This window comes from Rhodococcus sp. 4CII (assembly GCF_014256275.1).
In the GTDB taxonomy this organism is placed as follows: Bacteria; Actinomycetota; Actinomycetes; order Mycobacteriales; family Mycobacteriaceae; genus Rhodococcus_F; species Rhodococcus_F wratislaviensis_A.
Genome location: NZ_JACCFE010000002.1, coordinates 5,333,592 through 5,345,109 on the forward strand (window position 1 = coordinate 5,333,592; position 11,518 = coordinate 5,345,109).

13 protein-coding genes and 1 riboswitch are annotated in these 11,518 nt (G+C 67.2%); of the genes, 9 read left to right on the forward strand and 4 right to left on the reverse strand.

Annotated features, from left to right (window positions below; translation table 11 throughout):
- Positions 1 to 101: 101 nt before the first annotated feature.
- The gene (locus H0B43_RS25445; protein ID WP_185725408.1) at positions 102 to 1,493 is read right to left on the reverse strand and encodes an FAD-dependent oxidoreductase; all 1,392 of its coding nucleotides are present in this window, start codon (positions 1,491 to 1,493) and stop codon (positions 102 to 104) included.
- A gap of 214 nt (positions 1,494 to 1,707) precedes the next feature.
- Between H0B43_RS25445 and H0B43_RS25450 the strand changes: the two genes are divergently transcribed.
- The 3 genes from H0B43_RS25450 to H0B43_RS25460 are packed head-to-tail and all read left to right on the forward strand — an operon-like array spanning position 1,708 to position 3,848.
- Positions 1,708 to 2,160, forward strand: coding sequence for a hypothetical protein (locus H0B43_RS25450; protein ID WP_185725407.1), 453 nt, complete (start codon positions 1,708 to 1,710; stop codon positions 2,158 to 2,160).
- Between the two features lie 48 nt (positions 2,161 to 2,208).
- Positions 2,209 to 2,628 carry a rhodanese-like domain-containing protein gene (locus H0B43_RS25455; RefSeq protein ID WP_185729799.1) on the forward strand — a complete coding sequence of 140 codons (420 nt, stop codon included), beginning with the start codon at positions 2,209 to 2,211 and terminating at the stop codon, positions 2,626 to 2,628.
- Positions 2,625 to 3,848 carry an O-succinylhomoserine sulfhydrylase gene (locus H0B43_RS25460; protein ID WP_185725406.1) on the forward strand — a complete coding sequence of 408 codons (1,224 nt, stop codon included), beginning with the start codon at positions 2,625 to 2,627 and terminating at the stop codon, positions 3,846 to 3,848. Before H0B43_RS25455 ends, H0B43_RS25460 begins: the two co-directional genes overlap by 4 nt.
- 68 nt (positions 3,849 to 3,916) lie before the next feature.
- On the opposite strand, the gene H0B43_RS25465 is transcribed toward H0B43_RS25460, so the two are convergent.
- On the reverse strand, positions 3,917 to 4,237 hold the full coding sequence (locus tag H0B43_RS25465) for a type VII secretion target (RefSeq protein WP_185725405.1): 321 nt from the start codon (positions 4,235 to 4,237) through the stop codon (positions 3,917 to 3,919).
- Between the two features lie 93 nt (positions 4,238 to 4,330).
- Between H0B43_RS25465 and H0B43_RS25470 the strand changes: the two genes are divergently transcribed.
- Positions 4,331 to 5,989 (forward strand): alpha/beta hydrolase, encoded by a 1,659-nt coding sequence (locus H0B43_RS25470; RefSeq protein ID WP_185725404.1) that lies wholly within the window; start codon positions 4,331 to 4,333, stop codon positions 5,987 to 5,989.
- Between the two features lie 74 nt (positions 5,990 to 6,063).
- Complete coding sequence (locus H0B43_RS25475) at positions 6,064 to 6,525, forward strand: LppA family lipoprotein (RefSeq protein ID WP_213015244.1); 462 nt, start codon at positions 6,064 to 6,066, stop codon at positions 6,523 to 6,525.
- A gap of 22 nt (positions 6,526 to 6,547) precedes the next feature.
- Here the strand turns inward: H0B43_RS25475 and H0B43_RS25480 are convergent, their stop codons facing one another.
- On the reverse strand, positions 6,548 to 7,333 hold the full coding sequence (locus tag H0B43_RS25480; RefSeq protein WP_185729798.1) for an HAD-IIA family hydrolase: 786 nt from the start codon (positions 7,331 to 7,333) through the stop codon (positions 6,548 to 6,550).
- Between the two features lie 76 nt (positions 7,334 to 7,409).
- Positions 7,410 to 8,177, reverse strand: a complete 768-nt coding sequence (locus H0B43_RS25485) for a sulfite exporter TauE/SafE family protein (RefSeq protein WP_185725402.1) — start codon at positions 8,175 to 8,177, stop codon at positions 7,410 to 7,412.
- 201 nt (positions 8,178 to 8,378) lie between these two features.
- A riboswitch (SAM riboswitch) is annotated at positions 8,379 to 8,475 on the forward strand.
- Between the two features lie 7 nt (positions 8,476 to 8,482).
- On the opposite strand from H0B43_RS25485, the gene H0B43_RS43245 reads away from it, so the two are divergent.
- The 4 genes from H0B43_RS43245 to H0B43_RS25500 all read left to right on the forward strand — a co-directional run bounded on the left by H0B43_RS43245 (position 8,483) and on the right by H0B43_RS25500 (position 11,512).
- Complete coding sequence (locus H0B43_RS43245) at positions 8,483 to 8,557, forward strand: putative leader peptide (RefSeq protein WP_368681154.1); 75 nt, start codon at positions 8,483 to 8,485, stop codon at positions 8,555 to 8,557.
- A gap of 214 nt (positions 8,558 to 8,771) precedes the next feature.
- Positions 8,772 to 9,710 carry an amino acid ABC transporter permease gene (locus tag H0B43_RS25490; RefSeq protein WP_185729797.1) on the forward strand — a complete coding sequence of 313 codons (939 nt, stop codon included), beginning with the start codon at positions 8,772 to 8,774 and terminating at the stop codon, positions 9,708 to 9,710.
- Positions 9,707 to 10,489: an amino acid ABC transporter ATP-binding protein gene (locus H0B43_RS25495; RefSeq protein WP_185725401.1), complete on the forward strand. Its 783-nt coding sequence runs from the start codon at positions 9,707 to 9,709 to the stop codon at positions 10,487 to 10,489. The genes H0B43_RS25490 and H0B43_RS25495 overlap by 4 nt, the downstream gene beginning before the upstream one ends.
- Before the next feature lie 51 nt (positions 10,490 to 10,540).
- A complete protein-coding gene (locus tag H0B43_RS25500) occupies positions 10,541 to 11,512 on the forward strand; it encodes an ABC transporter substrate-binding protein (RefSeq protein ID WP_185725400.1) in 972 nt (323 codons plus the stop codon).
- Positions 11,513 to 11,518 lie beyond the last annotated feature (6 nt).

Consider the following 11,518-nt stretch of genomic DNA (forward strand, 5'->3'; position numbering starts at 1 on the left):
TCGGCTGCCACTTCGGCACCAAGGAAGCGCTGTCGGCGTACCTGGTCCGAGACGACGGAAGGGAACCTCCCCGCGGGAGGTTCCCTTCGCGACTCGGAGGATCAGGCCTTGTCGGGCTCGCTGGCCTTGAGCATGTCTTCGCGTTCGACGACCTTGATCCGCTCACGGCCCTCGGGCTCGCCGAGGCTGCGCTCGTGCGCGTCGAGGCGGTACCAGCCCTGCCACGTGGTGTACGGAACCTGCTTGCCCTCGAGGAAGTCGATGATCGCGTCCTCGCTCGGGTTGGCGGGCTCGGCGAAGCGGGGCCGGTCCTCGAGCAGGTTTGCGACGGTCTCGTTGGCGTCACCCTTGGTGTGGCCGATCAGGCCGACCGGGCCGCGCTTGATCCAACCGGTCACGTAGGTGGCCGGCATGAACCGGTCGTTGCCCTCGGCGGTGTCGTCGGAGATGACGCGTCCCGCCTCGTTGGGGACGGTGCCGGCCTGCTCGTCGAACGGAAGCTTGGCGATGTTCTGCGACAGGTAGCCCACCGCGCGGTACACGGCCTGGACGTCCCAGTCGTTGAACTTGCCGGTGCCCTTGACGTTGCCGGTGCCGTCGAGCTGGGTGCGCTCGGTGCGCAGACCGACGACCTTGCCGTCCTCGCCGAGCACCTCGGTGGGCGATTCGAAGAAGTGCAGGAACAACTTGTGCGGGCGGTTGCCCACGTCGCGGATGGCCCAGTCCTGCAGGGTGTTGGCGACCATGTCGACCTGCTTGGAGTTGCGGCGCGCCTGCTCGGAGCCCTCGTCGTAATCGATGTCCTCGGGATCGACGATGACCTCGATGGTCGGCGAGTGGTCGAGCTCACGCAGTTCGAGGGGCGTGAACTTGGCCTGCGCGGGACCGCGGCGCCCGAACACGTGGACCTCGACGGCCTTGTTGGCCTTGAGTCCCTCGTAGACGTTGGCGGGGATCTCCGTCGGCAGCAGCTCGTCGCCGGTCTTGGCGAGGACGCGGGCGATGTCGAGGGCGACGTTGCCGACACCGAGGACGGCGACCTTCTCGGCCTCGAGCGGCCAGCTGCGCGGGACGTCGGGATGGCCGTCGTACCAGGAGACGAAGTCGGCGGCGCCGTAGCTGCCGTCCAGTTCGATGCCGGGGATGTTGAGGGCGCGGTCGGCGTTGGCGCCGGTGGAGAAGATCACCGCGTCGTAGAAGTTGTGCAGGTCTTCGAGGGTGATGTCGCTGCCGTAGTCGATGTTGCCCAGCAGGCGCACCGACGGCTTGTCGAGCACCTTGTGCAGGGCGGTGATGATGCCCTTGATGCGTGGGTGGTCAGGGGCGACGCCGTATCGGATCAGACCGAAGGGGGCAGGCATCCGCTCGAAGAGGTCGATGCTGATCCCGCCGTCAGACGCGGCATCGGATTTCATAAGAGCGTCGGCTGCGTAGATACCGGCGGGACCGGCACCCACGATCGCAACGCGCAACGGACGTGTCTGATCAGTCATCTGGAGCGAACTACCTTCTGATGGGCGGACAACGAAACCTCAGCTTAAATTAAGCCCAGCCTAATCGGGTGGCCGAGGTGCAGCAGACAGGGCAGGGCCCATTCTCGGGACTCACGCCTGTAGAGGGTAGTCGCCTTCGTGTTGGGGGGTCACAAACACGATTTGTAGGGGCTGCTCTATACACTCGTGCCCACGCCGAGATCGAAGGGAAGTCATGTCCGGTTCGAGCGAATCGCCTCAGCGCGACGCGGGAGGCGCGGAAGATCCGGTGGATCCCCGGCGCATCACGGCGGTGCCGTTCATCGCCGCCGTCACCATCATCGTCGTCATCCTGGTCGCCATCGTCGTGTCCAGCCTGCTCTCGCCCGCCGACGAGAACGTCACGGAGGCCGACCGCATCAACCGCACGGTGGCCGACTTCATCCAGGCTCACAACCACGACGACGCCGATCTGCAGAAGACGCTGGTCTGTTCCACCTGGTCCGACGACCGGTCGGTGCTCCGGGACCGGGAAGGCGAGGTCGCACTGAAGGCGGTCGAGTCGTCCGAGGTCAACGGCGACCGGGCCCGGGCGGAGGTCCGGGTCAGCGCCGACGACGGCAAGGGCGAGACGACGGATACATGGCAATTGACGCGGGACGGCGACAAATGGGTCGTTTGCGACTGACCGTTGCCCGGAAGGGCGCACCGAACAAGGTTGTGAAAAGCTGACATGGTGAGTTACGCAGGCGACATAACGCCGGAGCATGCCTGGGAGCTGCTCCGCGAGAATCCCGACGCGGTGCTGGTGGACGTGCGGACGGACGCCGAGTGGAAATACGTCGGAGTCCCCGACACGTCCTCACTCGGGCGGAAGACCATTTTGATCGAATGGGTCAGCTACCCGACGGGCACTCGTAACGACAACTTCGTGGACCAGCTGAAGGAGGCCGGGATCGCGGGCGGCGACGACGCCCCGGTGATCTTCCTGTGTCGTTCCGGCCAGCGGTCCATCGGTGCGGCGGAAGCCGCGACAGCGGCGGGCATCGGCCCGTCGTACAACGTGCTCGACGGTTTCGAAGGCGGCCTGGACGCCGAAGGTCATCGTGGGGCGGTCGGCTGGCGGGCGCTGGGCCTGCCGTGGAGGCAGTGGTGAGTGCAATTCCCCAAGGCGGCGCGTTTCAGAAGGCGCTGCCGGACGACATCGGCCAGGGCACGATCAGCGTGCGCGGAGGAACCCTGCGTTCCGGCTTCGAGGAAACGTCCGAAGCGATCTTCCTGAACTCCGGTTTCGTGTTCGAGAGCGCGGGAGCGGCCGAGGCGTCGTTCACCGGCGACATCGACCACTTCGTCTACTCCCGGTACGGCAACCCCACCGTGAAGATGTTCGAGGAGCGGCTGCGCCTGATCGAAGGCGCGGAAGCATGCTTCGGCACCGCCAGCGGAATGTCGGCCGTGTTCACCGCACTCGGCGCGCTGCTGAAGGCGGGCGACCGGCTGGTCGCGGCACGCAGCCTGTTCGGCTCCTGCTTCGTGGTGTGCAACGAGATCCTGCCCCGCTGGGGTGTGGAGACGGTGTTCGTCGACGGCGAAGACCTCGACCAGTGGGAAAAGGCGCTGTCCGAGCCGACCGCCGCGGTGTTCTTCGAGACGCCGTCCAACCCGATGCAGACGCTCGTCGACGTACCCCGCGTGGCGGAACTCGCGCACGCCGCCGGCGCAAAGGTCGTGCTGGACAACGTGTTCGCGACCCCACTGCTGCAGCACAGCCTGGAGTTGGGTGCCGACATCGTCGTCTACTCCGGCACCAAGCACATCGACGGCCAGGGCCGCGTGCTCGGCGGGGCGATCCTCGGGCCGAAAGACTACATCGAGGGTCCCGTCCAGAACCTCATGCGCCACACCGGGCCTGCGCTCAGCCCGTTCAACGCGTGGACGCTCCTCAAGGGACTCGAGACGATGCCCATCCGGGTGCGGCACTCCGTCGGCTCCGCACTGGAGATCGCGCAGTTCCTCGAGAGTCACTCCGCTGTCGACTGGGTCAAGTACCCGTACCTCGAATCGCACCCCCAGCACGAACTCGCCAAGCGGCAGATGAGCGGCGGCGGCACCGTCGTCACCTTCGCGCTCAACGCGTCCGAGGGCGAAGCGAAGAAGCGGGCCTTCGAACTCCTCGACGCGCTGCGCCTGGTCAACATCTCGAACAACCTCGGCGATTCCAAGTCGCTCATCACCCACCCCGCCACCACCACCCACCGGGCGATGGGCCCGGAAGGTCGTGCAGCAGTGGGCATCACCGACGGCGTCGTCCGACTCTCCGTGGGCCTCGAAGACACCGCCGACCTGCTGACGGACCTGGAGCAGGCGCTGGCGTAGGCGCCTCCGGCGCTCGTGCGCCTTTCTGGTTGTTCCCGCAACCAGAAAGGCGCACGGGCGCGAAGCGCCTAGAGGTCGAGGCTCGTGGTCGGCGTGAGCGCGTCGAGGCGCGTCGTGGTGGCCCCGTCCTGTCCGTCGTAGCGGTGCGCACACTCGACGAGAGTCGTCGACATCTCGGCGAGTGTGCGCTGCAACGATTCCCGTCGGCTCTCCAGCGACGATGCGAACAGGCCGAACGCGGTACCGGCCGCCTCCGGCCACGCCGCGCCGGAATCGGTGACGGCGGCTTCGGCGGCGCACAACTGGGAGGACGCCTCGTCGAACAGGGCGTCGAGCTGACCGGCCGCTGCGCGCAGTTCAGCCGTGTCGACGTGGGTGGAACCGCTCATTTTCGATCCTTCGTGTCGGTCGAGACGAGATCGGGCTCCCGCGGATGCGATCGATCCGTTAGGGTACGGGCATTATGCATCCTGGGGGGGATCGTGAATCTGAGTGACATTGCCCGGTGGGACGTCGGTGTGCTGCAGGCCGTGCAACGGTCGCTGTCCGAGCGACTGGCCACGATCGGCTTCGTACAGGATCGTCTCGCCGACATCGGCCGGTTGCCGACGTGGCAGGACGACGCCGCCGACGCCGCACGTCGGCGGTTCCGGATCGCCGCGGATGACCTGACCGGCGAGGCGGCAGCGATCACCGTCGTCGAGCGGTTGTCCCGTGAGTTGGCCGACGCGGTCAGGCACCTGAAGACCGAACTCGACGGCCTCCGAGATACGGCGGCCGCCCACGGGATGGTTCTGTTCGACAACGGGGACGTCGCCGGATCGCCCGTCGACGGCTCGGGGGACGCGCTGCGTGAAGAAGTCCGCGCCGCCGCCCGGGCGCTGATACTCCAGGCGGAGGACCTCGTCGCCGATGCCGCCGCTGTCCTGACGCGGGCCGCGGACGGCGAACTCGGTCCCGGTGAGGCGGGCCCGGCTGGTCCCGGACTGTCCGCCCCGGCACCACCGCCGGACGGCTCCCCGCTGGACAACCGTGCGTACTGGGACGCCCTGCCGGCAGCCCAGCGCCGCGAAGTGATCGGCCAGCATCCCGAGTGGGTCGGCAACCGCGACGGCATCCCCTCGGCGGTACGGCACGAGGCGAACGTGAGCCGGTTCGACGACGAGCGGTCGCGCTGGGAGGCTGAGCGCGACTGGTTGCGGGACAGGCTGGCCCACAACATGTTCGGCGGAGCACTCACCGACGACGATGCGGCGCTGTGGTACGCCGAGCAGAAGTTGCGGGATCTGGACGACCTCGAGCGGCTCGTGCGCGATCACCCGGACGGGCGGCTGATGCTCCTCGACCTGCAGTCGGGCGAACGGACGATGGCCGCGTTCGCGCTGGGCGACCCGGACACCGCCGATCACATCTCGGTCACCACCCCGGGCATCGACACGACGGTGGCCTCGCTGCGCGGGATGACCGACGAGGCGCAGGCACTGAAGGCCGAGACCGAACGGCAGTTGGACCTGGCCGGCCGCACGAGCGACACGGTGTCGACGATCGCGTGGCTGGGGTATCAGCCGCCGACCACCACCGGTCCGGGCAATCACGACGTGCCGTTCCTCGACCAGAATCTCGGCCGCGGATGGCTCCTCGACTCCTGGCAGTCCGACCGCGCGACCGCGGGCGCCCCGAAACTCGCCTCCTTCTACGAGGGCCTCGACGTCGCCTCGCAGAAGCCCGATCCGCACATCACCGCCCTCGGTCATTCGTACGGTTCGTACACCCAGGGCCTGGCTTTGCAGGATCCGGGCCCGGGACAACCCGTCGACGACGCCGTGTTCTACGGCTCGCCCGGGTTCCACGCCGACGACGAATCGGACCTCGGGCTGGCTCGAGGCCACGGATTCGTGATGCGCGCGTACGACGACCCGATCAGCATGGTCGACGGGTTCGGCCGGCTCGGACCCGATCCCGTGCAGACCGACCTCGAACAACTGTCGGTGCGTGAGGCGACGACCGCCGACGGAGTGCGGCGGGAAGACGCCAACGGGCACAGCGAATATCCGCGGTCCGGTGGCAACGGCACCATGCGGACGTCCGGGTACAACATGGCCGTGATCGTGGCGGGCCTGCCGGACCTGGCGGTCCGGTGACGGTCCGGGGCGAATGGACAGCGAAGACGGTCGCCGTGATCGGCGCGGCGATCCTGACGAGCGGATGTGGTGGCATGACCGACAACCCGTACAACTTCGGCGACGACGAGATCGCGGCGGCGGCCGAGAGCCTGAGCGTCCGGCCCTCGCTCGCCGCCACGGAGCGGCAGGTCACCGACGCGGTCGTGCGGATCGGCGCGGCCGCCGCGGCGATTGCCCCGGGCACGCACTGGCGGTGGCACCGGGAACGCAGCCTGGGCGGGGGATGCCCGGGACCCTATGCGTACACGGACGGGCTCTCCGTCACCACGCAGGCGTGGCTGTCCGACATCCCCATCGGCGACGCCGAATGGCCGGCCGTGCTGGCCGCGGCACGCGAGATCGCGGCCGACGCCGGAATGAGCCGACTTCACGTTCACGTCGATCGGCCCGGACACCACGACGTCACGTTGTCCAGCGACGACGGAAACCGGATCACCTTCGGGACATCCGAGGCGGCGTCGATCCGGGGCATCACCGGCTGCCGCCGCTCGTGAGTACTTGTTAAACGTCCGGCGGTTAAGAAGTACTCACGGGCGGCGAAGCCGCAAAGGGATCCGACGTGCGGCCGACGAGATCGGCGACGGATTTGAGTACCGCGGTGGGGCGGTAGGGGAACAGTTCCACCGAATCGCGCGTCGAGATGCCGGTGAGGACGAGGATGGTCTGCAACCCGGCCTCGAGGCCGCAGACGATGTCGGTGTCCATGCGGTCGCCGATCATCAGCGTGTTCGCGGAGTGCGCGCCGATGGCCCGCAGTGCCGAGCGCATCATCAGCGCGTTCGGCTTGCCCACGTAGTACGGGTCGCGTCCGGTTGCTCTGCTGATCAGTGCCGCAACGGATCCTGTGGCCGGAAGCGAACCCTCCCGTGAGGGTCCGGTGGGGTCGGGGTTGGTGGCGATGAAGCGGGCGCCCCTCTCCACCAGACGAATTGCGGTGGTGATGGCCTCGAACGAGTAGGTGCGCGTTTCGCCGAGAACCACGTAGTCGGGATCGTTCTCGGTGAGGACGTACCCGATGTCGTGCAGTGCGGTGGTGAGCCCCGATTCGCCCACGACGTACGCGCTGCCGCCCGGACGCTGGTTTGCGAGGAACGTCGCGGTGGCCAGCGCTGAGGTCCAGATCGATTCCTCGGGAATGTCCAGGCCGGTGCGGAGCAGTCGGGCGCGGAGATCGCGTGGCGTCCGGATCGAATTGTTGGTCAGGACGATGAAGGGGGTGCCGGATTCGCGGAGTTCGGCCAGGAACAGATCGGCTCCGGGAACCAGGTGCTCTTCGTGGACGAGGACGCCGTCCATGTCCATCAGATACGTCCAGCCCGGGTGCTCTACTTCGTTGCTCACCGACCCAGTATGAGGGAGCGGGAGGGGGCGTGCGCGACTATGCGAGCAGCCGGAACAGTCCGATGAGGCCGACGACGACGATGGTTCCCCGCAGCGCGGTCGGCGACAGCCGGCGACCGTAGCGGGCGCCGAGCACGCCGCCGAGCAGCGAGCCGACCGCGATGAGGCCGGCGGCCGCCCAGCTGATCCGGTCGAAGGCCACGAGCGTGTACGCGGTCGCGGCCACGACGTTGACGATCAGCGACAACAGGTTCTTCGCGCCGTTCATCCGCTGCAGGCTCTCGGGCAGGATCGCGCCCATCACGCCCATCAGGAGGATGCCCTGCGCGGCGGTGAAGTATCCGCCGTACACGCCCACGGCGAACGTGCCTGCAGTCAGCAGGCCGAGGCGCGTCGCGCTCAGGCCCGCCTCGTGGCTGCCCCGCTGTTTGGCCCACGCCTGGATCTTCGGCTGCAACACCACCAGGAGCAGGGCGAGGATCAGCAGCACCGGAACGACGAGTTCGAACACCGTCTCGGGTAGATGCAGCAGCAACCACGAGCCGAGAATCGCACCGGACAGCGACGCCGGGATCTGCCATCGCAGCCGCGGTCCCTGCCCGGCCAGCTCGCGTCGGTATCCCCACGTGCCGGACACGCCGCCGGCCACCAGGCCGATCGCGTTCGACATCGTCGCCGTCACCGGGGGGAACCCGAAGGCGACCAGGGTGGGGAAGGTGATGAGCGTGCCGCTGCCGACGATGGCGTTGATCGCGCCGGCGCCCACACCGGCTACCAGGATCGCGATGACTTCGAGTGGTGTCACCGGGGCGACGTTACAAGGGCCCACGGCGGCCGGGCAGCCGGGTCGCGCGACGGCGGCGATGCTCCGATCCAACCGCATTCCCCGGCGGATGTCAGCACTTCTGCGCACGGTGATTCTTGCGTTCGTCCGGCACCATTTCCCCTGTGTTACAGGGGAATACCCTGTGTTGACGCCGTGCGGGAAGACGGCTAGTGTTCGCTTCAACCATCCAGAGCGACCGAGAGACCTGGCTCGTTGACGTCGCAGCAACCCTTCCGAATCTTTCGGGTGCGGGTGCTACCGCCAGGATCGATGGAAGGCATCACATGAACTACCTTGCGCGCCCAGCATGGCGCAGACGGCACATCGACCTGTGCCGGACCACCTCCTGCCACTGTTGACGATCTCTTGCACCACACTCACCAGGCACGACGCCCGGTGAGCATCTGACGCGCGCCCGCATTCGGCGGTAGCCGCGCGCCTCCACTCGTCCCGTTCCAGGTGAAAGGCCGCCTCAGTGATGTCTGTCATAAGTGGTGAGGGAGCGTGAGCGCACCAGTCCGGGCGCGGTCGACCGCGCCCCAGAGTTCAGCTACCGCCCCTCAGGACTCAGGTATCGCCGGTGACCGGCCGGAGGACGCGGCACTGGAAGTCGCGCGGAGGTGGCATCCGTGGCGGTGGGTCGTCAGCGTCGTCGTCCTGGTGCTGCTCGCGCAGTTCGTCCACGGTCTCGCCACCAACCCGGGGTGGGACTGGGCGACGTTCGCCAAGTACTTCACCGCCGGCTCCGTGCTGCAGGCGCTGTGGATGACGGTGAAGCTGACGCTGTGGGGGACGGTCCTCGGGTTCGCGCTCGGTGTGGTGCTGGCCGTCAGCCGCCTGTCGCACAACCCGGTACTGCAGGTGATCGCCTGGGTGTACATCTGGGCGTTCCGGTCGATCCCGCTGATCGTGCAGTTGCTGTTCTGGTTCAACATCACGTACCTGTATCAGACTCTGTCGCTGGGTATTCCGTTCGGGCCCGGCTTCTTCACGGTCGAGGTCAACGGCGTCATCAGCGGCTTCACCGCCGCCGTCATCGGACTGGCCCTGCATCAGGCCGCGTATTCCGCCGAGATCATCCGCTCCGGCATCATCTCGGTGGACCACGGGCAGATCGAGGCGGCGCAATCGTTGGGCATACCCCGCCGGCGCCAGTTCTTCAAGATCGTTCTGCCTCAGGCCATGCGCGGCATCCTCCCGAATGCCGCGAACGAGGTGATCAGCCTGTTCAAGGGCACCTCGATCGTGTCGACGATGGCGATCGCCGAACTGTTCTACCAGGTGCAGGTGATCTTCGGTAGGAACGGCCGCGTCGTGCCACTGCTGATGGTCGCGACGATCTGGTACATCATCCTGACCACGCTGTTGTCGATCGGCCAGTACTACGTCGAGCGACACTATGCACGCGGATCGGCTCGGGCACTGCCGCCGACCCCGTGGCAGAAGCTCACCCGGAAGTTCGCCGAGATCCGCGACGCCGGTGTCTCCGTACCGAGAGGTGCCACGAAATGACGGTCGACGCCCAGCCGGCGGAGTTCGCCGTGGAGGTGCGCGGAGTGCACAAGTCCTTCGGCGCACTCGACGTCCTGCAGGGTGTGGACCTGCTGGTCCGCAAGGGCGAGGTGACGGTGATCCTGGGCCCGTCGGGCTCCGGCAAGTCCACGCTGCTGCGCACCCTGAATCACCTGGAGAAGGTCGACCGGGGCACCATCCGCATCGACGGTGACCTGATCGGATACCGGCGCAAGGGCGGCAAACTGCACGAACTGCGTGAGCGCGAGATCCTGAAGCAGCGGTCCCGGATCGGATTCGTGTTCCAGAACTTCAACCTGTTCCCGCATCTGACGGTGCTGGAGAACGTGATCGAGGCGCCGGTGTCGGCGCAGGGCCGTGACCGGGCCGAGGTCGAGGTGGAGGCGAAGGCACTCCTCGAGCGGGTCGGGGTGGGCGACAAGGCCCACGAGTACCCGCGACAACTGTCCGGCGGACAGCAGCAACGGGTCGCGATCGCCCGGGCTCTCGCGCTGCGTCCGGCGGTGATCCTGTTCGACGAGCCCACCTCCGCGCTCGACCCCGAACTGGTCGGCGAGGTGCTGGCCGTCATCAAGCAACTGGCACGCGACGGCGCCACCCTCGTGATCGTCACCCACGAGGTGGGCTTCGCCCGCGAGGTCGCCGACACCGCCGTGTTCATGGACGCCGGAGTCGTCGTGGAACTGGGCCCGCCCGCACAGGTCATCGACAACCCGCAGCACGACCGCACCAAGGCATTCCTCTCCCGAGTTCTCTGATCCACCACACCTGTTCTCCACACGATCGGTGTGGATCCCCGAAAGGCACACATGTCCACCGCACGGTTCCGTACGAAGATCCTGGCCTCGGCCCTCACCACCGTCGCGCTGCTCGCCGCCGCGTGCGGGGGCGGCGACGTCGAGGACGAGGGATCGGGGCCGACCTCGGCCGCCGGCTACAACCTCACCGCCGATCAGAATCGCATCACCACCGACGAGGTCGAATCCATCGCCGCGAAGGTTCCCCAGCAGATCCGCGACCGCGGGACGCTCGTCGTGACGGGCAGCGCCGGTTCCGCCCCGCCCCTGCGGTTCTACGCCGACGACGACAAGACGCTCATCGGCACGGAGACCGACTTCGCGTACCTGATCGGTGACGTCCTCGGATTGAAGGTCGATCTCCAGGCCGCCGACTGGGCGCAGAATTTCGTCCGGATCGACTCCGGGGAGGCCGACGCCTTCATCTCCAACGTCACCGTCACCGAGGAACGGAAGGAGAAGTACGACTTCTCGACGTACCGCCTCGACACGGTCGCGTTCGAGACGAAGAAGGGCAGCGGCATCCAGATCAAGGAACCCAAGGACGTCGCGGGCCTGAAGATCGCGGTCTCCTCCGGCACCAATCAGGAAGCACTGCTGGTGAAGTGGAGCGAGCAGAACGTCGCGGCAGGGCTCGAACCCACCGACATCACCTACTACCAGAACACCACCGACTACTACCTGCCTCTCGCGTCGGGCCGGATCGACGCGTACTTCGGCCCCAACCCGTCCTCGTCGTTCCACGTCGCGCAGGCCGGGGAGACCGAGATCGCCGGAACGTTCTCCGGTGCGGGCGATGCACTCCAAGGTGAGATCGCCGTGCTCACCAAGAAGGACAACGGGCTGATCACCGCCGTCAACGAGGCCATCAACCACATAATCGAGAACGGAACGTACGCACAGGTTCTCGATCGCTGGAACATCGCGAACGAGGCAGTTGGCACGTCGATCGTCAACCCGCCCGGGCTTCCCAAGACCAGCTGACAGGAG

Excerpts from the sequence above, each read along its gene's own strand:
- H0B43_RS25445 (WP_185725408.1), bottom strand. The coding sequence starts at position 1,493 with ATGACTGATCAGACACGTCCGTTGCGCGTTGCGATCGTGGGTGCCGGT.
- H0B43_RS25450 (WP_185725407.1), top strand. The coding sequence starts at position 1,708 with ATGTCCGGTTCGAGCGAATCGCCTCAGCGCGACGCGGGAGGCGCGGAA.
- H0B43_RS25465 (WP_185725405.1), bottom strand. The coding sequence starts at position 4,237 with ATGAGCGGTTCCACCCACGTCGACACGGCTGAACTGCGCGCAGCGGCC.
- H0B43_RS25475 (WP_213015244.1), top strand. The coding sequence starts at position 6,064 with ATGACCGACAACCCGTACAACTTCGGCGACGACGAGATCGCGGCGGCG.
- H0B43_RS25480 (WP_185729798.1), bottom strand. The coding sequence starts at position 7,333 with ATGGACATGGACGGCGTCCTCGTCCACGAAGAGCACCTGGTTCCCGGA.
- H0B43_RS25495 (WP_185725401.1), top strand. The coding sequence starts at position 9,707 with ATGACGGTCGACGCCCAGCCGGCGGAGTTCGCCGTGGAGGTGCGCGGA.
- H0B43_RS25500 (WP_185725400.1), top strand. The coding sequence starts at position 10,541 with ATGTCCACCGCACGGTTCCGTACGAAGATCCTGGCCTCGGCCCTCACC.